This is a genomic window from Pseudomonas sp. L13, assembly GCF_009935965.1.
GTDB lineage: Bacteria > Pseudomonadota > Gammaproteobacteria > Pseudomonadales > Pseudomonadaceae > Aquipseudomonas > Aquipseudomonas lactis.
On record NZ_QODJ01000010.1, the window covers coordinates 18869 to 42508 of the forward strand.

Genomic DNA, 23640 nt, shown 5'->3' on the forward strand with positions numbered 1-23640 from the left:
TCTTACTCTTAATAAATCACTTTAACTTTAAGTCCTAGCTCTTTGAGCTGTTTGCTGTTGTTGAGTCAAAAACATCGCAAAACTCTCGTTTCTCCTCCCTTTACCTTCCTAAATCTCCGTTCTGTAAGGCTTTTCCTTGAATACGCGCCTTGACGGTGTGGTGGGCGCATTCCTATAGTGTGCGCAAGTGGCGGAAAGTGGCACAAAGTGGGTTTTTTGAACGTAAAACGCTAAAATTTGGAGAAACGCATCTGTGTTTCGCGGAGCTAACGCTATCAGTCTCGATGCAAAAGGCCGTCTCGCCATGCCGAGCCGGTATCGTGACGAGCTCATTTCGCGAAGTTCAGGGCAGTTAATCATCACGATTGACGCCGTTGACCCCTGTTTGTGTGTTTACCCCCTCGACGAGTGGGAGTTGATTGAAACCAAGTTGCGCGCGCTGCCTTCATTGCGTGAAGAAAACCGCCGCCTTCAGCGTTTGCTGATCGGTAATGCCGTCGACCTTGAACTCGATGGCAGCGGTCGTTTCCTGGTGCCTCCGCGACTGCGCGAGTACGCCAAGCTGGACAAGCGCGCAATGCTGGTAGGCCAACTGAACAAGTTCCAATTGTGGGACGAAGATGCCTGGGATGCTGTGTCTGCAGCGGACCTGGCTGCTATTCAACAACCGGGCGCCATGCCTGATGAACTGCGTGATTTGATCCTGTGACTATTGATAGCGGCTTTAACCACATCACCGTACTGCTTGACGAAGCCGTTGAGGCTCTCGCCGTACGTGCCGATGGCTGCTATGTCGATGGCACATTCGGCAGGGGCGGGCATAGCCGGTTGATACTCAGCCAGCTCGGCTCCGACGGCAAACTCCTCGGGTTCGACAAAGACCCTCAAGCGATTGCCACCGGGCAAGCGCTAGCGGCCGAAGACGGCCGCTTTGTCGTTGTGCAGCGCAGCTTTGCCGAGCTGGGCGCCGAAGTTGCTGAGCGCGGTGTGGCGGGCAAGGTGGCCGGGGTTCTGCTCGACCTGGGCGTGTCTTCGCCGCAGCTCGATGACCCGGAGCGCGGCTTCAGCTTCATGAGCGACGGCCCCCTCGACATGCGCATGGACCCTACCCGTGGGGTCAGTGCCGCACAGTTCATCGCCACCGCGCCGGTGGAAGAAATCGCCCGTGTGTTCAAGGAATACGGTGAAGAGCGCTTCGCCGGTCGCATGGCGCGTGCCGTGGTCGAGCGCCGCGAAATCCAGCCGTTCGAACGCACCGCTGACCTGGCCGAAGTGCTGAAGGTCGCCAATCCGGCCTGGGAAAAGGGCAAGAACCCGGCGACCCGTGCGTTTCAGGGCCTGCGCATTCACGTCAACAACGAATTGGGCGATCTGGAAGCCGGCCTCGAAGCCGCTCTGGATGCTTTGGAAGTGGGCGGTCGCCTGGTGGTGATCAGCTTCCACTCCCTGGAAGACCGCATCGTCAAACTCTTCATGCGTCGTCTGGTCAAGGGCGAATCCGACAACCTGCCGCGTAACCTGCCGGTGCGTTTCGAAGCCTTTGTGCCGAAAATCAAAATCCATGGCAAAGCGCAGTTCGCTTCCGAAGCCGAACTCAAGGCCAACCCACGTTCCCGTAGCGCCGTCATGCGTGTTGCGGAGAAGTTGCGGTGAGCAAGCTTTTCGCCAAGCCCCTCCCGGGCGGCAGCTTCTTTATGTTGCTGCTGTTTGTCGGCGTGCTGGTGTCCGCGATTGCGGTGTCCTACAGCGCCCACTGGAACCGTCAGTTGCTCAATACCCTGTACGGGGAATTGAGCGTGCGTGACAAAGCCCAGGCGGAGTGGGGTCGGTTGATCCTGGAGCAAAGCACCTGGACGGCCCACAGCCGTATCGAAGTGCTGGCCACCGAACAGCTGAAGATGCACATCCCTGGCGCGGCTGAAGTCCGCATGGTGGCGCCATGATGAAGCTCGAAGGGGCACTCTACCCATGGCGTTTCCGCCTGATGCTCGGCTTGCTGGCATTGATGGTGGGCGCGATTGTCTGGCGTATCTTCGACCTGCAGGTCGTCGACCGTGACTTCCTGATCGGCCAGGGTGACGCCCGTAGCCTGCGGCATATTCCGATTCCTGCACACCGCGGCCTGATCACCGACCGTAATGGCGAGCCCCTGGCTGTCAGTACCCCGGTGACCACCCTGTGGGCCAACGCCAAGGAGCTGCAAGTTGCCAAGGACAAGTGGCCTGAACTGGCGGCTGCCCTGGGGCAAGACCGCAAGGCCCTGACCGAGCGCCTGGAAGCCCAGGCCAACAAAGAATTCATCTACCTGGTGCGCGGGCTTACCCCTGAGCAAGGCCAGCAAGTGCTCGACCTTAAAATTCCCGGTGTCTACGGCATCGAGGAGTTTCGTCGTTTCTACCCGGCCGGTGAAACCACCGCGCACATGGTGGGCTTCACCGATATCGATGACCATGGTCGCGAAGGGGTCGAACTGGCCTATGACGAGTGGCTGGCTGGGGTTCCCGGCAAGCGGCAGGTCATCAAGGATCGGCGCGGCAGACTGATCAAGGACGTCCAGGTCACCAAGAACGCCAAGGCTGGCAAGCCCTTGGCGTTGTCGATTGACCTGCGCCTGCAATACCTGGCCAACCGCGAACTGCGTAACGCGATCATCGAGAACGGCGCCAAGGCCGGTAGCCTGGTGATCATGGACGTGAAGACCGGCGAGATCCTCGCCATGGTCAACCAGCCGACCTACAACCCCAACAACCGTCGCAACCTGCAGCCGGCGATGATGCGTAACCGCGCGATGATCGACGTGTTCGAACCCGGTTCCACCATGAAAGCCATCTCCATGAGCGCTGCCCTGGAAACCGGCCGCTGGAAACCCAGCGACAAGGTCGAGGTTTACCCAGGCACCTTGCAGTTGGGCAAATACACCATTCGTGACGTATCCCGCACTGAAGGTCCGGTGCTGGATCTGACAGGCATCCTGATCAACTCCAGTAACGTGGGCATGAGTAAGGTTGCCTTCGACATTGGCGGTGAAACGATCTATCACCTGGCGCAAAAAATCGGCCTGGGGCAACCCACCGGTCTCGATTTCCCAGGTGAACGCGTGGGCAACCTGCCGAACTACCGCGAATGGAGAAAAGCCGAGACTGCCACGCTGTCCTACGGCTACGGCCTGTCGGTGACCGCCATCCAGTTGGCCCACGCTTTCTCGGTATTGGCCAATAACGGCCGCATGGTTCCACTGAGCCTGATTCATGTCGACGAAGCGCCAAAAGCCACCCAAGTGATCCCGGAAAACGTCGCCAAGACCATGCAAGGCATGCTGCAACAAGTGATCGAGGCACCGCGTGGCGTATTCCGCGCCCAGGTGCCGGCGTACCACGTTGCGGGCAAGTCGGGTACGGCGCGTAAGACTTCGGTGGGCACCAAAGGCTATGCCGAGAACTCCTACCGTTCGCTGTTCGCCGGCTTCGGCCCAATGAGCGACCCACGCTACGCCATCGTCGTGGTCATCGACGAGCCTAGTAAAGCCGGCTACTTCGGTGGCCTGGTTTCGGCGCCGGTGTTCAGCAAAGTGATGTCCGGCACCCTGCGCCTGATGAACATCACGCCGGACAACCTGCCGCCGACCCAACAAGCCAACGCGGGCCCACCGGCCGCCGCGGTCAAAGCCAATGGAGGGCGCGGCTGATGTCTCTTAGCCTGAACAAGATTTTTGCCCATGCCGGCCACGATCTGCTGATTCGTGAGCTGACCCTGGACAGCCGTAATGTGCGCGCCGGTGACCTGTTCCTGGCGGTACCTGGCGGCAAGCTTGATGGCCGTGCGCATATCGCCGATGCCTTGCAACGCGGTGCGGCGGCGGTTGCCTATGAAGTGGAAGGCGCCACCGTGCTGCCGATCACCGATGTGCCGTTGATTCCGGTCAAGGGGCTGGCTGCGCAACTGTCCGACATCGCCGGGCGCTTCTACGGTGACCCGAGCCGCCAACTCAACCTGGTGGGCGTGACGGGCACCAACGGCAAGACCAGCGTGTCCCAATTGGTCGCCCAGGCGTTGGACCTGCTGGGTCAGCACTGCGGCATCGTCGGCACCCTGGGCACCGGTTTCTATGGCGCGCTGCAAAGCGGCCTGCACACCACGCCGAACCCGATTGCCGTGCAAGCGACCCTGGCCGACCTGAAAAAGGCCGGCGCCAAGGCGGTTGCCATGGAAGTGTCTTCCCACGGCCTGGACCAAGGGCGAGTCACTGCCCTGGCCTTTGACGTGGCGGTGATGACCAACCTGTCCCGCGATCACCTCGACTACCACGGCACCATGGAGGCGTACGCCGCCGCCAAGGCCAAGCTGTTTGCCTGGAATGACCTGAAGTGCCGGGTGGTCAACCTCGACGACGCATTCGGCCGCCAACTGGCGGGCGAAGACAGCGATGCGCGCTTGATCAGCTATAGCCTGCAAGATGCCAGTGCCTACCTGTATTGCCGCGAAGCCCAATTCAATGACGAAGGCGTGCGCGCCACGTTGGTGACGCCGCAGGGCGAGCACCACTTGCGCAGCACCTTGCTCGGGCGGTTCAACCTGAGCAACGTGCTCGCCGCTATCGGCGCACTGCTGGGCCTGGACTACGCCCTGGATGAAATCCTGCGGGTACTGCCAAAGCTGGAAGGCCCGGCCGGTCGCATGCAGCGCCTGGGTGGCGGCACGCAACCGCTGGTGGTGGTCGATTACGCCCATACACCGGATGCCCTGGAAAAAGTCCTCGAAGCCCTGCGCCCACATGCCAAGGGCAAGCTGCTGTGCCTGTTCGGTTGCGGCGGTGATCGCGATCGCGGCAAGCGCCCATTGATGGCCGAGATTGTCGAGCGCTTGGCCGATGGCGTACTCGTCACCGACGACAACCCGCGCAGCGAAAACCCGAGCCAGATTTTCGATGACATCCGTGTCGGCTTCAAAGATGCCTCCAAGGCCACCTTCGTCGCGGGCCGTGGCGCCGCCATCGCCCAGTTGATCGCCAGTGCCGGCGCGGACGACGTAGTGGTGCTGGCGGGCAAAGGTCACGAGGACTATCAGGAAATCAACGGTGAGCGCCATGCCTTCTCCGATCTGGTCGAGGCGGATCACGCCCTGACCGCCTGGGAGGTTGCCCATGCTTAAAGCGATGACATTCAGCGAGCTGGCCCAGGCCCTGTCGGCCCGTGTGCTGTCGAGCGACTGCACATTCAATGGCGTGAGTATCGACAGCCGTAACATCCAGCCGGGGCAACTGTTTGTTGCCCTGGCCGGCCCGCGTTTCGATGGTCACGACTACCTCAACGACGTTGCCGCCAAAGGTGCCGTCGGTGCCCTGGTACAGCGTGAAGTGGCCGATTCTGCCTTGCCGCAATTGCTGGTAGCCGACACCCGCCTGGCCCTGGGCCAGCTGGGGGCGCTTAACCGTGCCGCTTTTGATAAACCGGTGGCGGCCGTTACCGGTTCCAGTGGCAAGACCACGGTCAAGGAACTGCTAGCCGGCGTCTTGCGTACGCGCGGGCCGGTACTCGCCACCCGTGGCAACCTGAACAATGATTTCGGCGCACCGCTGACCCTGCTCGAACTGGCCCCGGAACACACGGCGGCAGTGATTGAACTGGGGGCTTCGCGCGTCGGCGAAATCGCCTACACCGTAGCGTTGACCCAGCCTCACGTGGCGATCATCAACAATGCCGGTACCGCCCATGTCGGCGAGTTCGGCGGCCCGGAAAAAATCGTCGAAGCCAAAGGCGAAATCCTTGAAGGCCTCGACGCTTCGGGCACTGCGGTACTGAACCTGGATGACAAGGCCTTCGAGACCTGGCGTATACGCGCCGCCGGTCGCAAGGTCCTGACGTTTGCGGTGCGCAATGCCGCAGCCGATTTTTACGCCTCCAACATCAATGTCGATGCCCGTGGCTGCCCGTCCTTCACCTTGCACACCCCGCAAGGTGACGAGCACGTGCAGTTGAACCTGCTGGGCAACCATAACGTCGCCAACGCCTTGGCCGCCGCTGCTGCTGCCCATGCCCTGGGTGTGTCGCTGTTCGGTATTGCCACGGGCCTGGGCGCGGTGCAGCCGGTCAAGGGCCGCACCGTGGCGCAACTGGCTGGCAACGGCATGCGCGTGATTGATGACACTTACAACGCCAACCCGTCCTCCATCAATGCCGCTGTGGACCTGCTCAAAGGCTTTGAGGGGCGCAAGGTTCTGGTACTGGGCGACATCGGCGAACTGGGCGATTGGGCTGAACAAGGCCACCGTGAAGTTGGCGCCTATGCCGCCGGCAAAGTGGACGCGCTGTACGCCGTTGGCACGAACATGGCCCATGCGGTCAACGCGTTCGGCCCTGGCGCCCGGCATTTCGCCAGCCAGGCCGAGCTGATCCAGGCGTTGACGGCGGCTGAACATGACAAACACACAACCATTTTGATCAAGGGATCGCGCAGCGCGGTGATGGAAAACGTCGTCGCAGCCTTGTGTGGCTCAAGTACGGAGAAACATTAATGCTGCTGCTGCTGGCTGAGTATCTGCAACAGTTCCACAAAGGCTTCGCGGTCTTCCAGTACCTGACCCTGCGCGGGATCCTGGGTGTGCTGACCGCGCTGTCTTTGTCGCTGTTTTTAGGGCCGTGGATGATCCGCACCCTGCAGAACCTGCAAATTGGTCAATCGGTTCGTAACGACGGCCCGCAGTCGCACCTGTCCAAGTCTGGCACTCCGACCATGGGCGGCGCGCTGATCCTGTCGTCCATCGGCGTCAGCACCTTGCTGTGGGCCGACCTGCATAACCGCTACGTGTGGGTGGTGCTGCTGGTGACCCTGCTGTTCGGTGCCATCGGCTGGGTGGATGACTACCGCAAAGTGATCGAGAAAAACTCCAAGGGGCTGCCAAGCCGCTGGAAGTATTTCTGGCAGTCGGTGTTCGGCCTGGCCGCCGCGATCTTCCTGTACACCACCGCGCCAAGTGCTGTGGAAACCACCTTGATCATCCCAATGCTCAAGGATGCGAGCATCCCGCTGGGTGTCGGTTTTGTGGTGTTGACCTACTTCGTGATCGTCGGCTCCAGCAACGCGGTGAACCTGACCGACGGCCTCGACGGCTTGGCGATCATGCCGACGGTGATGGTGGGCGGCGCGCTCGGCATCTTCTGCTACCTGTCAGGTAACGTGAAATTCGCTGAATACCTGCTGATTCCTTATGTACCGGGCGCCGGCGAGCTGATCGTGTTCTGCGGCGCGCTGATCGGTGCCGGCCTGGGGTTCCTGTGGTTCAACACCTACCCGGCACAAGTCTTCATGGGCGACGTCGGCGCACTGGCGCTGGGCGCGGCCTTGGGCACCATCGCGGTGATCGTTCGCCAGGAAATCGTGCTGTTCATCATGGGCGGCGTGTTCGTGATGGAAACCCTGTCGGTGGTCATCCAGGTGGCGTCCTTCAAGTTGACCGGGCGCCGCGTGTTCCGCATGGCGCCGATTCACCACCATTTTGAACTCAAGGGCTGGCCTGAGCCGCGCGTGATTGTCCGCTTCTGGATCATCACCGTGATTCTGGTACTGGTCGGCCTTGCCACCCTGAAACTGAGGTAGAAACGAGTGTCCCTGATCGCTTCAGACCACTTCCGCATCGTTGTCGGCCTCGGCAAGAGCGGCATGTCCCTGGTTCGCTTCCTGGCGAACCGGGGCACGTCGTTTGCCGTGGCCGATACGCGGGAAAATCCACCGGAGCTGGTCACGCTGCGCCGTGACTACCCGCACGTGGAAGTGCGTTGTGGCGAGCTGGATGTCGAGTTTCTGTGCCGTGCCGACGAGCTCTACGTGAGCCCGGGCCTGGCCCTGGCGACACCGGCCCTGCAAGCGGCTGCGGCCCGTGGCGTGAAGCTGTCTGGCGATATCGACCTGTTCGCACGCAACGCGAAGGCGCCGATCGTGGCCATCAGCGGTTCCAACGCGAAAAGCACCGTCACCACCCTGGTCGGCGAGATGGCAGCGGCGGCGGGCAAGCGTGTGGCCGTCGGCGGCAATCTTGGCGTGCCGGCCCTGGACCTGCTCAACGACGAAGTCGAGCTGTACGTGATGGAATTGTCGAGCTTCCAGCTGGAAACCACCCACGACCTGGGCGCTGAAGTGGCGACGGTATTGAACGTCAGCGAAGACCATATGGACCGCTACAGCGGCCTGCCGGCTTATCACCTGGCCAAGCACCGGATCTTCCGTGGCGCCAGGCAATTTGTCGTCAACCGCCAGGATGCCCTGAGCCGTCCGCTGATGGGCGAGGGCATGCCTTGCTGGACTTTCGGCCTGGGCAAACCGGATTTCAAAGGCTTCGGCATTCGCGAAGAGAGCGGCGAGAAATACCTGGCTTTCGAATTCCAGAACCTGATGCCGGTACGCGAACTGAAAATCCGTGGCGCACATAACCAGTCCAATGCCCTGGCGGCGTTGGCGCTCGGTCATGCGGTTGGCCTGCCATTTGACGCCATGCTCGCCAGCCTGCGCACCTTTGCCGGGCTTGAGCATCGCTGCCAGTGGGTGCGCGACCTCAATGGCGTGAGCTATTACAACGACTCCAAAGCCACCAACGTCGGTGCAGCCCTGGCGGCCATCGAAGGCCTGGGTGCCGATATAGACGGCAAGCTGGTGCTGATCGCCGGTGGCGATGGCAAGGGCGCCGACTTCAAGGACCTTAAAGCTCCAGTGGCTGCCCATTGCCGCGCCGTGGTGCTGATGGGTCGCGATTCGGACCTGATCGCCGCCGCCCTCGGTGAAGCCGTACCGCAAGTGCGCGCAGCTTCCCTGGACGACGCCATTGCCCAGTGCAAAGCCCTGGCCCAGCCCGGCGATGCGGTGTTGCTGTCTCCCGCGTGCGCCAGCTTCGACATGTTCAAGAACTATGAAGAGCGCGGCCAATTGTTCGCCCGCGCCGTGGAGGCTTTGGCATGAGCCTCAACCTGAGAAACATCATCAAGCCCTACCCGTCGCCGATCATTACTGGGCGCGGCATTGATCTTGATTTCCCTATGCTCGCCGGTTGCCTGGCGCTGCTCGGCCTGGGCCTGGTGATGATCACCTCGGCGTCCTCCGAAGTGGCGGCCGTGCAGTCGGGCAACACGCTGTACATGATGATCCGCCACCTGGTGTACCTGGTGATCGGCCTCGGCGCCTGCATCGTCACCATGATGATTCCGATTGCTACCTGGCAGCGTCTGGGTTGGTTGATGCTGATCGGTGCGTTCGGCTTGCTGGTCATGGTGATCGTCCCGGGCATTGGCCGCGAGGTGAACGGTTCGATGCGCTGGATCGGCTTCGGCGCGTTCAACGTGCAGCCTTCGGAAATCGCCAAGGTGTTCGTGGTGATCTACCTCGCCGGTTACCTGGTGCGCCGTCAGAAAGAAGTACGCGAAAGCTGGATGGGCTTCTTCAAGCCGTTCATCGTGCTGCTGCCCATGGCTGGCCTGTTACTGATGGAGCCCGACTTCGGCGCCACGGTGGTGATGATGGGCGCTGCGGCGGCCATGCTGTTCCTCGGCGGCGTCGGCTTGTTCCGCTTCACCTTGATGGTGGTGCTGGCAGTCGCGGCCGTGACCATCCTGGTACAGGCGCAGCCCTACCGGATGGCGCGTTTGATCACCTTCACCGACCCCTGGTCCGACCAGTTCGGCTCCGGCTACCAGTTGACCCAGGCGCTGATCGCCTTCGGTCGCGGTGAGTGGCTGGGCGTGGGCCTGGGCAACAGTGTGCAGAAGCAGTTCTACCTGCCGGAAGCCCACACCGACTTCGTGTTCTCGGTATTGGCCGAGGAGCTGGGCGTAGTGGGTTCGCTGTGCACCGTTGCGCTGTTTGTATTCGTTTGCGTGCGCGCCATGTACATCGGCTTGTGGGCCGAGAAGGCCAAGCAGTTCTTCGCCGCCTACGTTGCCTATGGGTTGGCCTTCCTGTGGATCGGCCAGTTCCTGATCAACATCGGCGTGAACGTCGGCCTGCTGCCGACCAAGGGCTTGACCTTGCCGTTCCTCAGTTACGGTGGCAGTTCGTTGGTGATTTGCTGCGCCTGTCTCGGCTTGTTGCTGCGTATCGAGTGGGAGAGTCGTACCCACCTGGGCAGCGAAGAGATGGAGTTCAGCGAGAGCGACTTCGCCGAGGAGCCGACCCATGGGCGCTAATGTGCTGATCATGGCAGGCGGCACCGGGGGCCATGTGTTCCCGGCCCTGGCCTGCGCCCGTGAATTCCAGAACCGTGGCTACACCGTGCACTGGCTGGGTACGCCCCGTGGCATCGAAAACGAATTGGTGCCCAATGCCGGTTTGCCGCTGCATTTGATCAACGTCACCGGTCTGCGCGGCAAGAGCAAGTTGTCCCTGCTCAAGGCGCCGTTCGTGTTGCTCAAGGCGGTCATGCAGGCGCGCAAGATCATTCGCGAGTTGAAGCCGGTGTGTGTGCTCGGCTTTGGCGGTTATGTAACCGGCCCCGGTGGCGTTGCGGCGAAACTCGCGGGCGTGCCGGTGATCGTCCACGAACAGAACGCCGTCGCCGGTACAGCCAACCGCCTGCTGGTGCCGTTGGCTGCGCGGGTGTGTGAAGCCTTCCCGAAAACCTTCGCCGCCTCCGACAAGCTTCGCACTACCGGCAACCCGGTGCGTACCGAACTGTTCATGACCATTGCGCGTGACGCGCTGGCGGGGCGCAAGGCGCACCTGCTGATCCTGGGCGGAAGCCTGGGCGCGGAGCCGCTGAATAAATTGCTGCCTGAAGCCGTTGCGCAACTTCCTGAGGATGTGCGCCCGGTAATCTTCCACCAGGCCGGCAAGAACCACGATGAAGTCACCGCCGCGCGTTATCGCGAGGCCGGTGTAGAGGCGAACGTACAGCCTTTCATCAAAGACATGGCCCAAGCCTATGGCTGGGCCGACCTGGTGGTCTGCCGCGCTGGTGCGCTGACCGTCAGTGAACTGGCCGCTGCCGGTCTGCCGTCCTTGCTGGTGCCTTTGCCCCATGCCATCGACGATCACCAGACCCGCAACGCCGAATATTTGGCCGGGGAGGGCGCTGCCTTCCTGCTGCCGCAAAGAACGACTGGCGCCGCCGATTTGGCCGCACGCCTGACCGAGGTTTTGATGCAACCGGAACGACTCAACAGCATGGCGAGCACCGCAAGCCGCCTGGCCAAACCTGACGCAACCCGCACCGTGGTCGATATCTGCCTGGAGGTGGCCCATGGTTGAGAATCAGAAAGCCATGCCGCAACCCGAGATGCGCCGCATTCGTCGTATTCACTTCGTCGGTATCGGTGGCGTGGGCATGTGCGGCATCGCCGAAGTGTTGCTGAACCTGGGCTACCAGGTGTCCGGCTCGGACTTGAAAGAGTCGCCGGTCACCGACCGCCTGAAGTCCTTCGGCGCGCAGATCTTTATCGGCCACCGTGCCGAGAACGCCGCCGAGGCTGACGTGCTGGTGGTGTCCAGCGCCGTGAACACCTCCAACCCGGAAGTGGCCACCGCCCTTGAGCGCCGTATCCCTGTGGTGCCGCGTGCCGAGATGCTCGCCGAGCTGATGCGCTATCGCCACGGCATCGCCGTCGCCGGTACCCATGGCAAGACCACCACCACCAGCCTGATCGCCTCGGTGTTCGCCGCCGGTGGCCTGGACCCGACCTTCGTCATCGGTGGCCGCCTGAATGCAGCCGGCACCAATGCCCAACTGGGCACCAGCCGCTACCTGATTGCCGAAGCCGATGAAAGTGACGCGAGCTTCCTGCACCTGCAACCGCTGGTCGCCGTCGTCACCAACATCGACGAAGACCATATGGCGACCTACGACGGTGACTTCAACAAACTGAAGAAAACCTTCGTCGACTTCCTGCACAACCTGCCGTTCTACGGGTTGGCGGTGGTGTGCCTGGACGACCCGGTGGTGCGTGAAATCCTGCCCCAGGTCAAGCGCCCGACCGTGACCTACGGCTTCAGCGAAGACGCCGACGTGCGCGCAATCAATGTGCGCCAGCAAGGCATGCAAACCTTCTTCACCGTGCTGCGTCCTGATCGCGAGCCGCTGGATGTGTCGGTGAACATGCCGGGCAACCACAACGTGCTGAACTCCCTGGCAACCATCTGCATTGCTACCGATGAAGGCGTCAGCGATGAAGCCATCGTCGAAGGCCTGTCGCGCTTTGCCGGTGTGGGCCGTCGCTTCCAGGTCTACGGCCAACTGCCGGTTGAAGGCGGTGACGTGATGCTGGTGGACGACTACGGTCATCACCCGACCGAAGTTGCGGCCGTGATCAAGGCCGTGCGCGGTGGCTGGCCGGAGCGCCGCCTGGTGATGGTGTACCAGCCGCACCGCTACAGCCGTACCCGCGACCTGTACGACGATTTCGTCAATGTACTGGCCGATGCCAACGTGCTGCTGCTGATGGAAGTCTACCCGGCCGGTGAAGAACCGATCCCGGGCGCCGACAGCCGCAAGCTGTGCAACAGCATCCGCCAGCGCGGCCAGCTGGACCCGATCTACATCGAGCGTGGCGTGGACCTGGCGCCTATCGTCAAGCCGCTGCTGCGTGCCGGCGACATCCTGCTGTGTCAGGGTGCCGGTGATATCGGTGGCCTTGCGCCCAAGTTGCTGGCGAGCCCGCTGTTTGCAGCTGCCGCCAAGGGGAAGTCGAAATGACCACTGACTACGGCTCCCTGTTTTCCACCCTTGCGCCTGCCGACTTCGGTCGCGTGGCCGTGCTGTTCGGCGGCAAGAGCGCCGAGCGCGAAGTGTCGCTCAAGTCTGGCAATGCGGTGCTTGAAGCGCTGCAAAGTGCTGGCGTGAATGCCTTCGGTATCGATGTAGGCGATGATTTTCTCGCCCGTCTGCAGGCCGAAAAGATCGACCGCGCCTTTCTCATTCTTCACGGCCGCGGCGGTGAAGACGGCAGCATGCAGGGCCTGCTCGAATGCGCCGGCATCCCTTACACCGGCAGCGGCATCCTCGCCTCGGCCCTGGCGATGGACAAGTTGCGCACCAAGCAGGTGTGGCACAGCCTGGGCATTCCGACCCCGCGTCACGCCGTGTTGTGCAGCGAAGACGATTGTATTTCTGCGGCCAAGGAACTGGGCCTGCCTTTGATCGTCAAACCAGCCCATGAAGGCTCCAGTATCGGCATGGCTAAAGTGAACTCGGCCGCTGAATTGATCGACGCATGGAAAGCGGCAAGTACCTACGATTCGCAAGTGTTGGTGGAACAGTGGATTTCAGGTCCCGAGTACACCATCGCCACCCTGCGTGGCCAGGTATTGCCGCCCATCGCTTTGGGCACGCCCCACACCTTTTATGACTACGACGCCAAGTACCTGGCTTCCGATACTCAGTACCGGATCCCATGCGGCCTCGAAGCGACCAAGGAACAGCAATTGATGGACCTCACGGCGAAAGCCTGTGAGGCGCTGGGTATCGCCGGTTGGGCGCGGGCAGACGTGATGCAGGATGACCAAGGGAATTTCTGGTTCCTTGAAGTCAACACCGCACCGGGCATGACCGACCACAGCCTGGTTCCCATGGCAGCCCGTGCCGCCGGTCTGGATTTCCAGCAGTTAGTGCTGGCGATCCTGGCCGACAGCATTGAGCCAAGAGGCTAAACACATGAACGGCGCATCGCTTCGTCATCAGCCCCCACAAGCACCGAGCCGCAAGCCGGTGCCACGGGGTGCAAGCCGAATGGTGGCTAAAGAGCCGATGTCTTCGCGCCTGCCAAAAGCCAACTTTGGTTTTATCAAGGCGCTGTTCTGGCCGGTGCTGTTGGTGGTGTTGGGCTTTGGTACGTACGAAGGCGCACAGCGCCTGTTGCCGTATGCCGACCGGCCGATCACCAAGATCAGCGTGCAGGGCGACCTGAGCTACATCAGCCAGCAAGCGGTACAGCAGCGCATCGGCCCATACCTGGCGGCGAGCTTCTTTACCATCGACCTGGCGGGCATGCGCTCGGAGCTGGAGCAGATGCCGTGGATCGCCCACGCCGAAGTTCGCCGTGTATGGCCGGACCAGGTGACGATCCGCCTGGAAGAACAACTGCCCGTGGCCCGTTGGGGCGATGAAGCGCTGTTGAACAACCAGGGCCAGGCGTTCACCCCGCGTGAGCTGGCCAACTATGAACACCTGCCGCAGCTGTTCGGGCCGCAGCGGGCGCAGCAGCAAGTGATGCAGCAGTACCAGGCCTTGAGCCAGATGCTGCGGCCACTGGGCTTCTCCATTGCACGCCTGGAATTGCGTGAGCGGGGCAGCTGGTTTTTGACGACCGGGGCAGGCAGTTCCGGCCCGGGCATCGAGTTGTTGCTGGGACGCGACCGCTTGGTGGAAAAGATGCGCCGCTTTATTGCCATCTATGAAAAAACCTTGAAAGAACAGATTACGAACATTGCGAGCGTCGACCTGCGTTACGCCAACGGCCTGGCCGTCGGCTGGCGTACACCGGCTGCGCCCACGGCAGCACAACCCGCTGTCGCGAAGAATTAAGAAGAGGCAGGACCCATGGCAAACGTGCAAAGCGGCAAAATGATCGTCGGTCTCGATATCGGCACCTCCAAGGTGGTGGCGCTGGTGGGCGAGGTCGGGGAAGACGGCGCGATCGAAATCGTCGGTATTGGCACGCATCCGTCCCGGGGCCTGAAGAAGGGCGTGGTGGTGAACATCGAGTCCACCGTGCAATCGATCCAGCGCGCCATCGAAGAAGCGCAGCTGATGGCCGGTTGCCGGATTCACTCGGCGTTCGTCGGCGTGGCCGGCAACCACATCCGCAGCCTGAACTCCCACGGCATCGTGGCGATCCGCGACCGTGAAGTCAGCTCGGCCGACCTTGAGCGCGTCCTCGACGCTGCCCAGGCCGTGGCGATCCCGGCAGACCAGCGCGTGCTGCACACCCTGCCGCAGGACTACGTGATCGACAATCAGGAGGGCGTACGTGAGCCTCTGGGCATGTCGGGCGTGCGTCTGGAAGCCAAGGTCCACGTGGTGACCTGCGCCGTCAACGCCGCACAGAACATTGAAAAATGCGTGCGTCGCTGCGGCCTGGAAATCGACGACATCATTCTCGAGCAGTTGGCCTCGGCCTACTCGGTACTCACCGACGACGAAAAAGAGCTGGGCGTGTGCCTGGTGGACATCGGCGGCGGCACCACCGACATCGCGATCTTCACCGAGGGTGCGATCCGTCACACCGCCGTGATCCCGATTGCCGGCGACCAGGTCACCAACGACATCGCCATGGCGCTGCGCACACCGACCCAGTACGCCGAAGAAATCAAGATCCGCTACGCCTGCGCCCTGGCCAAGCTGGCCGGTGCCGGCGAGACCATCAAGGTGCCAAGCGTGGGTGATCGTCCACCCCGCGAGCTGTCGCGCCAGGCCCTGGCCGAAGTGGTCGAGCCACGTTACGACGAGCTGTTCACCCTGATCCAGGCTGAACTGCGCCGCAGCGGCTACGAAGATTTGATCCCGGCCGGCATCGTGCTGACCGGTGGCACCTCGAAGATGGAAGGCGCGGTCGAGTTGGCCGAAGAGATCTTCCACATGCCGGTGCGCCTGGGCGTGCCCCATGGCGTGAAGGGCCTGGGCGACGTGGTGCGCAACCCGATTTATTCCACCGGTGTGGGCTTGCTGTTGTACGGGCTGCAAAAGCAGACCGACGGCATTTCCCTGTCGGGCCCGAGCATCCGTGACAGCTACCGCAGCGATGACGAAGCGAAAGCGCCGTTGCTCGAGCGGCTGCAGGCTTGGGTAAAAGGCAATTTCTAAAGATTTACCGCGACACCGCAACACCCGCAACAAGCAGTAGGCGAAAAAACTAGAGAAAATGAAAGGAGAGGGAACATGTTCGAACTCGTAGACAATATCCCCGCTAGCCCGGTTATCAAAGTAATCGGTGTCGGCGGTGGCGGCGGCAACGCTGTCAACCACATGGTCAAGAGCAACATTGAAGGCGTTGAGTTCATCTGCGCCAACACTGATGCCCAGGCGCTCAAAAGCATCGGCGCGCGGACCATCCTGCAATTGGGCACCGCGGTGACCAAGGGCCTCGGCGCTGGCGCCAATCCGGAAGTCGGCCGTCAAGCCGCCCTGGAAGACCGCGAGCGTATCGCCGAAGTGCTGCAAGGCACCAACATGGTGTTCATCACCACCGGCATGGGCGGCGGTACCGGTACCGGTGCTGCACCGATCATTGCCGAAGTGGCCAAGGAAATGGGGATTCTGACCGTTGCTGTCGTGACGCGTCCGTTCCCGTTCGAAGGCCGCAAGCGCATGCAGATCGCCGACGAAGGTATCCGTCTGCTGTCTGAAAGCGTCGACTCGTTGATCACCATCCCCAACGAGAAACTGCTGACCATCCTGGGCAAGGATGCCAGCCTGCTGTCCGCCTTCGCCAAGGCTGACGATGTACTGGCCGGTGCCGTTCGCGGTATCTCCGACATCATCAAGCGCCCAGGCATGATCAACGTCGACTTTGCCGACGTACGTACTGTCATGAGCGAAATGGGCATGGCGATGATGGGCACTGGCTGCGCCAGCGGTCCGAACCGTGCACGCGAAGCCACCGAAGCGGCCATCCGCAACCCGTTGCTCGAAGACGTGAACCTGCAAGGTGCACGTGGCATCCTGGTGAACATCACCGCAGGTCCCGACCTGTCCCTGGGTGAGTACTCCGACGTGGGTAGCATCATCGAAGCCTTCGCTTCCGAGCACGCCATGGTCAAAGTCGGTACCGTTATCGATCCGGACATGCGCGATGAGCTGCATGTAACCGTGGTTGCTACCGGCCTGGGTGCGAAAATCGAGAAGCCTGTGAAGGTCATCGACAACACCCTGCATACCAGCCAGGCCAGCCAGGCAGCTGCCGCTCCAGCTCCTGCTCGCCAGGAACTGCCGTCGGTGAACTACCGTGACCTGGACCGTCCGACCGTGATGCGCAACCAGGCTCAGGCCGGTGCTGCGGCGTCCCGTAGCCCGAATCCGCAAGATGACCTGGACTACCTGGACATCCCGGCATTCCTGCGTCGTCAGGCCGATTAATGGAATGTATCAGGGCTATGAAGGTGATTGGTGTTCAGCAAAGGTCTGGTCTGCTATTATCGCCAGCCTTTGTTGATACCAGTTCGCAATTTGCGCTGAAGCGGTCCAAGCCATGATTAAACAACGCACCCTGAAGAATATTATTCGTGCCACAGGTGTAGGTCTGCACTCCGGGGAGAAGGTATACCTGACCCTCAAGCCTGCACCTGTCGACACCGGCATCGTGTTTGTGCGTGCCGACCTGGACCCTGTGGTGCAGATTCCTGCTCGCGCGGAAAACGTTGGCGAAACCACTATGTCGACCACATTGGTCAACGGTGACGTCAAAGTGGACACGGTGGAGCACTTGCTCTCGGCCATGGCTGGCCTGGGCATCGATAACGCCTACGTCGAGCTCTCCGCGTCCGAAGTCCCGATCATGGATGGCAGCGCTGGCCCCTTCGTATTCTTGATTCAATCTGCCGGCCTGGAAGAGCAGGACGCAGCCAAGAAGTTCATTCGCATTCTGCGGGAAGTGACAGTAGAAGACGGCGACAAGCGCGCCACCTTCGTCCCGTTCGAAGGCTTTAAAGTGAGCTTTGAGATCGATTTCGATCACCCGGTATTCCGTGACCGCACCCAAAGTGCAAGCGTGGATTTTTCCAGCACTTCGTTTGTAAAAGAAGTCAGCCGCGCCCGTACCTTTGGTTTCATGAGTGACATCGAGTACCTGCGCAAGCACAACCTCGCACTCGGCGGCAGCGTGGAAAACGCCATTGTGGTCGACGCGGATGGTGTACTGAACGAAGACGGCCTTCGCTACGAAGACGAATTCGTGAAGCACAAGATTCTCGATGCAATCGGTGACCTCTACCTGCTGGGCAATAGCCTGATAGGCGAGTTCAAAGGCTTCAAGTCGGGCCACGCCCTTAACAACCAGCTGCTGCGCAAGTTGATTGAGCAGACAGACGCTTGGGAAGTCGTGACCTTCGAAGATGCCAGCACCGCACCGATCTCTTACATGCGTCCCGTTGCGGCGGTGTAAGTAACAACTCTCTTTCTTTAGTTTTGAAAGGCTGCCTTCGGGTGGCCTTTTTTTATACCTGACGAATATCCAAATGTGGGAGCTGGCTTGCCTGCGGTAGCGGCCTGCCAGTTAGCTTGTAGGTAGCTGACCCACCGCCATCGCAGGCAAGCCAGCTCCCACATTTGACCTCATCAGTTGGAGGTCTTTGAAACATCCATTGTCCGGTTACGGCCGCTGTGCTTGGCCTGATACAGCGCCTGGTCAGCCTTGAGCAGCAGGTCTTCAAGGGAAATACGGCTGTGCTTCTGCCAGGTACTCAGGCCGATGCTCACCGTGATCGGTTGCTCGTCCCCGGCCACTCTCGGCAAGTGCTGGACCCCCTCGCGGATATGCTCGGCGATCACCCATGCCCCCCCGGCGTCGGTATTGGGCAACACCACCGCGAATTCTTCACCGCCATAACGTGCCGCCAGGTCGGCAGGGCGACGGATATGGCTGGCGATCACCTGTGCGACTGTACGCAACGCCTCATCGCCGCCCTGGTGACCATGACGGTCGTTGAAGGCCTTGAAGTGGTCCACATCGATCATTAGCACGCTCAACGACTCGGTGGAGCGTTGTGCCCGGTCCCATTCCAGCCGCAAGCGTTCGTCCAGGGTGCGGCGGTTGGCCAGGCCGGTAAGGGCGTCGGTGGCTGCCAGTTCTGACAGCACCTGTTCGGCGCGATGGCGACGACGCAGCTCCATGCACAGCGCCCAGGTCAGCCATAACAAGCCCACGCACAACACTCCGGTCGCCATGCTGACCAACCACGCCGCACGTCGCCAGGGTGCGAACATTTCATCGCTAGACAAGGCCACTGCCACGATCAGCGGCAAGTCGCCCACATTAGAAAAGCTGTAGAGCCGTGCCTGGCGATCGACGCTGGAGATGCTTTGGAAGCTGCCGTCCCGTTCGCGCAGCATGCGCGCTACATTCGGGCGCTGGCTCAGGTCCTTGTCGATGATATCCACTTCCAGCAAAGGCTCTTGCGCGAGCAGGATGCCTTGGTGGTTCAGCAGGTTGATCGTGCTGTTGTTGCCGATGTTCAAGCTGCTGAATAACTGATGAAAGTACGACAGGCGCATGGACGCGACTGCCACCCCCAGAAAACGCCCGTCCGCTGACGAAACGCGACGGCTGAATGCGATGCGCCAGGGGTCGTCACACTGACAGCGGGCCATGAACGGACGGCTGATATACAAGCCCAGGTCGGGGTTGTTGCGGTGCGCCTGAAAATAGTCCCGGTCGGCAAAGTTACCCAGCTTGGGCGTGAGCAGGGACGAATCGGCAATCACCTCGCCGGCCGGGTCCAGCAGCAGGATATCGCCCTTGTAGGGCGCTGCGGCGGAACGGTCGAACAGTACCAGGTGGCGAATACTCTCCGAGACGTCCTGCAAGTCAGTGCGCTCGGTAGCGGTGATCAAGCCTTTGAGGGCCATGTCGTACAGTTCGACATTGCGCAGCACATCAGCGTCGATCAATTGCGTGATGGTATTGGCGGTGCGCTTGGCCGTTTGCAGGGTGTTGGCATGTTCACGAATCAGCAGCGCAGTGACGACCCCCACGATCAGCAACACCGTGAGCGTGCTGCCCAGGATCAGCAGGCGCTCCGGGCGGCGGTTGGGGCGGGTAGGACTTGAACTCATCGGGCACACTTCTGCGTTGAGAATGCCCTTAGCGTAGTAGCAACTCTTGAATATGGCTGTAGGAGCGAGTTTGCTCGCGAAAAACTCACAGACGCCGCGTTTATTCAGGAAGCACGCGTCATCGTTAACGTTTTTCGCGAGCAAGCTCGCTCCTACCTGTAATCAGAACACGTTGATCGGGTAATCCACGATCACGCGGTACTCATCCACATCGCGGTCCACCGCCGAGTAGCCATTGCTGCCGCGGTTGGTGGCCCATTGCAGGCGCACGGCCAAGTCCTTGGCCTTGCCGCCCTGCACCACATATTTCAGGTCGATATCGCGCTCCCAGTGCTTGGCGTCCTTGCCATCGGCGCTGTACCAGTTGCTGTAGCCGCGACTGTTGGGGTCGACCTTGGTCAGGTCGGTCTTACCGCTGATGTACGACACTGCGGAGGTCAGGCCGGGCACGCCGAGGCCGGCAAAGTCGTAGGCGTACTTGAGCTTCCAGGAGCGCTCGTTGGGGCCGTTGAAGTCCGAGTACTGCTGGGAGTTGTCCAGGTACACGCTGTCGCCCTGGGTGATGTAGTCGAACGGCGTGTTGCCGTTGACCCGCTGATACGTGGCCGTGACGCTGTGGTTGCCCACCCCTACGGTGAAATGCAGGCTGTAGGTGTTGTTGTCGATATCGCCCAGCAGCGATTGGCCGGTGTCCTGGGTGTGGTAGTAGTGCAGGCCGGGGGTCAGGCTGACCAAGTCGTTCAGGGCGTAGGTGTATTCCAGGTCATAGTAATACTGGTGCCAGACGTCCTTGAGTTCGGAGGCGTACAGGTTGCTGGTCAGCCCCTCGATCCCGCTGAACGACACACCAGCCCAGTCCAGGTGCTGGCTGTCGGTATTGGCGGGCAGCGTGCCGTAGCTGGTGCCGATGCGCCGATGGCCGCTCTGGTTGTAGAGCTTGGTGAAACTGGCCTGGCCACCTTCGAACATCCAGCCGTCGAAGCTGTGGTTGGTCAGGCTCACGCCACGGAAAGTCTGCGGCAACATGCGCGTCATGCCGCCGGCGATCACCGGGTTGTTGAGGAACAGGTCGCCGGCTTTCAGTTCGGTGTCGAAGGCGCGCATCTTCAAGGTGCCGCCGGCCGTCGAGAACGAACCCGGCGCCTTGCCGTTGCCGCTGCCGTACGGAAGGATGCTGGAACCATCCGTACCGCCACCGCCGTCGAGCTTGAGGCCGAGCATGGCGTTGACGTCCAGGCCGAAGCCGACGGTGCCCTGGGTGTAGCCGGATTCGAAGGTGCCGATAAAGCCCTGGCCCCATTCCTTGCTGTCATCCTGGTGAATGTCGCGCCGGTCGCGGTTCATGTAGTAGTTGCGGGTGTTGATCGTGAGGTGGGAGCCTTCGACGAAACCGTCGTTGGGGGTAGTGTCTGCCGCGTGGGCCAGTGGGGCGATCATTGCTGCAATCGCGAGGAATAACGGGGTGAACGTCAGCGAGTTCTTCACCGGTAAAGCTCCTTTGGTCAATCCATAACGGCCAGTGTCGTGAGGGTGTGCCCGGCCTTTTTTTACGGCAAAAAAAAGCCGCTGAAAGTCAGCGGCTTTAAGACAGATTCCCAGTGTAGAGCCCTGGAAAAAAGTCGAGGGAAATTCGGGTGAGTAGTCAGCTGCCTTTGCCGTCGCGCTCATCGATGCGTCAAAGTAACGCAGGCGAGCGGTGCAATACAGAGTGTAACAAGATAATAACTATTGCCCAAACCGCAACAGTGTGGGAGCTGGCTTGCCTGCGATGCAGACACCTCGGTATGCCAGGCGCACCAAGGTGATGCTATCGCAGGCAAGCCAGCTCCCACATTTTGACCGAGGTGTTTAGACCGGAAGGGTGATACCAAAGGTATTGCCACCGCCCTCACTGCGCACAAACACATCCCCCCCATGCATCAACGCAATCGCCTTGACGATCGCCAGCCCCAGCCCGTGATTGGCCCCGCTGTTGCTGCGCGAGGCATCCACCCGATAGAAGCGTTCGAACAGGCGTGGCAAGTGTTCGCTGGCAATGGCCTCGCCGGGGTTGGTCACGCCAATCGTCACCTGGTGTGCCTGCACTTCAATGCGCACGTCGATGACTTGCCCCGGCGCTGTGTGTTGCACGGCATTGCTCAGCAGGTTGATCAGTGCGCGCCGCAGGTGGGCTTTTTCGATCTGCACCACGGCATCGCCGTGCACGTGCACTTCGACCTGGGCGTCTTCGAGGATGAAGTCCAGGTAGTCAAGGGTAGTGGCCACTTCATCGGCCAGGGCGCTTTCGATCAGCTTGGTGGCCTTGCTGCCTTGGTCGGCGCTGGCGAGGAACAGCATGTCATTGATGATCGAGCGCAGCCGTTCCAGCTCTTCCAGGTTCGATTGCAGCACCTCGAAATATTGCTCTGCCGAACGGCCGCGAGTGAGGGCCACCTGGGTCTGGCCGATCAAATTGGTGAGCGGCGAACGCAGTTCATGTGCGACGTCGGCGTTGAACGATTCCAGGCGCGAATACGCCTGCTCGACCCGGTCGAGGGTGGCGTTGAACGAATTGACGAACTGGCTCAGCTCGGGCGGCAAGGGTGACAATTGCAGGCGCCCGGAGAGTTTCGGCGGCGCAAGTTTTTGCGCCTCATCCGAGAGTTTGCCCAGGGGCTTGAGGCCGATACGCGCGACCCAGAACCCCAACAGCGCCGCCATTATGACGCCCACCAGCGCCAGGCTGATCAACGCCACCAGCAAGTGATGCTGGGTGGCGCGAAAGTTCTCGGTGTCGATGGCAATCATGAAGCGCAGCGCCGGGCGCTGGTCCTTGGCTGCAAACTGGCTGACCAGCACCTTGAACGGATAATCGTGACCGGGCAGGCGCAGGTCGCGCTTACCCGTGGCGCCTTCGGCAAAGGCTCGAATCTGCGCATCCGGCTCACCGTATTCGTAGCTCGGGTCGCTGCTGACCACCCAGAAACGGATGCGCTTGTCTTCTTCGCCCAACAGCTTGAGCTTGGACCTGATCTTGGCCCAATGCTCCGGCGTGCCGAAGCGATTGATCGACGATTCCAGCACGCTATAGCGCGCATCCAACTCGGCCCCAGGCAGCAACCCCAGGCCACGGTCCACCTGCTGGTACAGCGCGCCGCCGATCAACAGGAAGATCAGCAGCGCCACCAGGGTGAACATGCCGCTCAGGCGCAGGGCGATGGAATTAGCGACCACTGTGGTTTTCCTGCATACGGTTCTCCAGCACATAACCCATGCCGCGAATGGTGTGCAGCAGCTTGTGTTCGAACGGCCCATCGAGCTTGGCGCGCAGGCGCTTGATCGCCACTTCCACCACGTTAGCATCGCTGTCGAAATTGATGTCCCAGACCATCTCGGCAATCGCCGTCTTGGACAGGATCTCGCCCTGGCGCCGCGCCAATACGCTGAGCAGCGAGAACTCCTTGGCGGTCAGGTCCAGGCGCAGGCCGTTGCGGCTGGCCTTGCGGCTGATCAGGTCGATCCACAGGTCGGCGACGGTGACCTGCACCGGTTCATGGCCGCCGCTACGGCGGGTCAGAGCTTGCAGGCGGGCCACCAGTTCCAGGAACGAAAATGGCTTGCCCAGATAATCGTCGGCGCCTTCGCGCAGGCCGCGGATGCGGTCTTCCACGCGTTCGCGCGCGGTGAGCATGATCACTGGCGTCTGCTTGCGGGCGCGTAAGGCGCGCAATACACCGAAGCCATCCAGGCCGGGCAGCATCACGTCGAGCACGATCACCGCGTAATCGTTCTCCAGCGCCAGGTGCAGGCCCTCGATGCCTTCGCGGGCTACATCAACGGTGTAGCCTTGCTCTGTCAGGCCGCGGTGCAGGTAGTCTGCGGTTTTTTCTTCATCTTCAATAATCAGGACGCGCATGACCGCC

20 protein-coding genes are annotated in these 23640 nt (G+C 61.3%); 16 read left to right on the top strand and 4 right to left on the bottom strand.

Annotated features, from left to right (window positions below):
• The first annotated feature begins 253 nt into the window (after nt 1-253).
• The 16 genes from mraZ to lpxC all read left to right on the top strand — a co-directional run bounded on the left by mraZ (nt 254) and on the right by lpxC (nt 18068).
• A complete protein-coding gene (gene mraZ / locus DK871_RS08230) occupies nt 254-709 on the top strand; it encodes a division/cell wall cluster transcriptional repressor MraZ (RefSeq protein ID WP_003171868.1) in 456 nt (151 codons plus the stop codon).
• Nucleotides 706-1653, top strand: coding sequence for a 16S rRNA (cytosine(1402)-N(4))-methyltransferase RsmH (gene rsmH, locus DK871_RS08235; protein WP_161904636.1), 948 nt, complete (start codon nt 706-708; stop codon nt 1651-1653). The genes mraZ and rsmH overlap by 4 nt, the downstream gene beginning before the upstream one ends.
• Nucleotides 1650-1943: a cell division protein FtsL gene (gene ftsL / locus DK871_RS08240; protein WP_003188663.1), complete on the top strand. Its 294-nt coding sequence runs from the start codon at nt 1650-1652 to the stop codon at nt 1941-1943. The genes rsmH and ftsL overlap by 4 nt, the downstream gene beginning before the upstream one ends.
• Nucleotides 1943-3685: a penicillin-binding protein 2 gene (locus tag DK871_RS08245; RefSeq protein WP_019816949.1), complete on the top strand. Its 1743-nt coding sequence runs from the start codon at nt 1943-1945 to the stop codon at nt 3683-3685. The genes ftsL and DK871_RS08245 overlap by 1 nt, the downstream gene beginning before the upstream one ends.
• On the top strand, nt 3685-5148 hold the full coding sequence (locus DK871_RS08250) for a UDP-N-acetylmuramoyl-L-alanyl-D-glutamate--2,6-diaminopimelate ligase (protein ID WP_161904637.1): 1464 nt from the start codon (nt 3685-3687) through the stop codon (nt 5146-5148). The genes DK871_RS08245 and DK871_RS08250 overlap by 1 nt, the downstream gene beginning before the upstream one ends.
• A complete protein-coding gene (gene murF, locus DK871_RS08255) occupies nt 5141-6511 on the top strand; it encodes a UDP-N-acetylmuramoyl-tripeptide--D-alanyl-D-alanine ligase (RefSeq protein WP_161904638.1) in 1371 nt (456 codons plus the stop codon). Before DK871_RS08250 ends, murF begins: the two co-directional genes overlap by 8 nt.
• The gene (gene mraY, locus DK871_RS08260; protein ID WP_161904639.1) at nt 6511-7593 is read left to right on the top strand and encodes a phospho-N-acetylmuramoyl-pentapeptide-transferase; all 1083 of its coding nucleotides are present in this window, start codon (nt 6511-6513) and stop codon (nt 7591-7593) included. Before murF ends, mraY begins: the two co-directional genes overlap by 1 nt.
• A gap of 6 nt (nt 7594-7599) precedes the next feature.
• Nucleotides 7600-8946: a UDP-N-acetylmuramoyl-L-alanine--D-glutamate ligase gene (gene murD / locus DK871_RS08265; RefSeq protein ID WP_161904640.1), complete on the top strand. Its 1347-nt coding sequence runs from the start codon at nt 7600-7602 to the stop codon at nt 8944-8946.
• Nucleotides 8943-10166 carry a putative lipid II flippase FtsW gene (gene ftsW / locus DK871_RS08270; protein WP_003188673.1) on the top strand — a complete coding sequence of 408 codons (1224 nt, stop codon included), beginning with the start codon at nt 8943-8945 and terminating at the stop codon, nt 10164-10166. Before murD ends, ftsW begins: the two co-directional genes overlap by 4 nt.
• Nucleotides 10156-11226, top strand: coding sequence for an undecaprenyldiphospho-muramoylpentapeptide beta-N-acetylglucosaminyltransferase (gene murG, locus DK871_RS08275; RefSeq protein ID WP_161904641.1), 1071 nt, complete (start codon nt 10156-10158; stop codon nt 11224-11226). Before ftsW ends, murG begins: the two co-directional genes overlap by 11 nt.
• Nucleotides 11219-12667 carry a UDP-N-acetylmuramate--L-alanine ligase gene (murC, locus tag DK871_RS08280; protein WP_161904642.1) on the top strand — a complete coding sequence of 483 codons (1449 nt, stop codon included), beginning with the start codon at nt 11219-11221 and terminating at the stop codon, nt 12665-12667. The genes murG and murC overlap by 8 nt, the downstream gene beginning before the upstream one ends.
• Complete coding sequence (locus DK871_RS08285) at nt 12664-13620, top strand: D-alanine--D-alanine ligase (RefSeq protein ID WP_161904643.1); 957 nt, start codon at nt 12664-12666, stop codon at nt 13618-13620. The genes murC and DK871_RS08285 overlap by 4 nt, the downstream gene beginning before the upstream one ends.
• 4 nt (nt 13621-13624) lie before the next feature.
• Entirely contained in the window at nt 13625-14494 is an 870-nt protein-coding gene (locus DK871_RS08290) for a cell division protein FtsQ/DivIB (protein ID WP_032893516.1), read from the top strand.
• 15 nt (nt 14495-14509) lie between these two features.
• Nucleotides 14510-15772, top strand: a complete 1263-nt coding sequence (gene ftsA / locus DK871_RS08295) for a cell division protein FtsA (RefSeq protein WP_161904644.1) — start codon at nt 14510-14512, stop codon at nt 15770-15772.
• A 75-nt stretch (nt 15773-15847) separates the two neighbouring features.
• Nucleotides 15848-17044: a cell division protein FtsZ gene (ftsZ, locus tag DK871_RS08300; RefSeq protein ID WP_003188685.1), complete on the top strand. Its 1197-nt coding sequence runs from the start codon at nt 15848-15850 to the stop codon at nt 17042-17044.
• 112 nt (nt 17045-17156) lie between these two features.
• Nucleotides 17157-18068, top strand: a complete 912-nt coding sequence (gene lpxC / locus DK871_RS08305) for a UDP-3-O-acyl-N-acetylglucosamine deacetylase (protein WP_003171886.1) — start codon at nt 17157-17159, stop codon at nt 18066-18068.
• Between the two features lie 173 nt (nt 18069-18241).
• On the opposite strand, the gene DK871_RS08310 is transcribed toward lpxC, so the two are convergent.
• From DK871_RS08310 to DK871_RS08325, 4 genes are all read right to left on the bottom strand, one after another.
• The gene (locus DK871_RS08310) at nt 18242-19738 is read right to left on the bottom strand and encodes a diguanylate cyclase (protein ID WP_161904645.1); all 1497 of its coding nucleotides are present in this window, start codon (nt 19736-19738) and stop codon (nt 18242-18244) included.
• A gap of 162 nt (nt 19739-19900) precedes the next feature.
• Nucleotides 19901-21223 (bottom strand): OprD family porin, encoded by a 1323-nt coding sequence (locus DK871_RS08315; protein WP_161904646.1) that lies wholly within the window; start codon nt 21221-21223, stop codon nt 19901-19903.
• Nucleotides 21224-21586: 363 nt separating this feature from the next.
• On the bottom strand, nt 21587-22951 hold the full coding sequence (locus tag DK871_RS08320) for a heavy metal sensor histidine kinase (RefSeq protein WP_161904647.1): 1365 nt from the start codon (nt 22949-22951) through the stop codon (nt 21587-21589).
• Nucleotides 22941-23633, bottom strand: a complete 693-nt coding sequence (locus DK871_RS08325; RefSeq protein ID WP_003188690.1) for a heavy metal response regulator transcription factor — start codon at nt 23631-23633, stop codon at nt 22941-22943. The genes DK871_RS08320 and DK871_RS08325 overlap by 11 nt, the downstream gene beginning before the upstream one ends.
• Nucleotides 23634-23640: the final 7 nt, after the last annotated feature.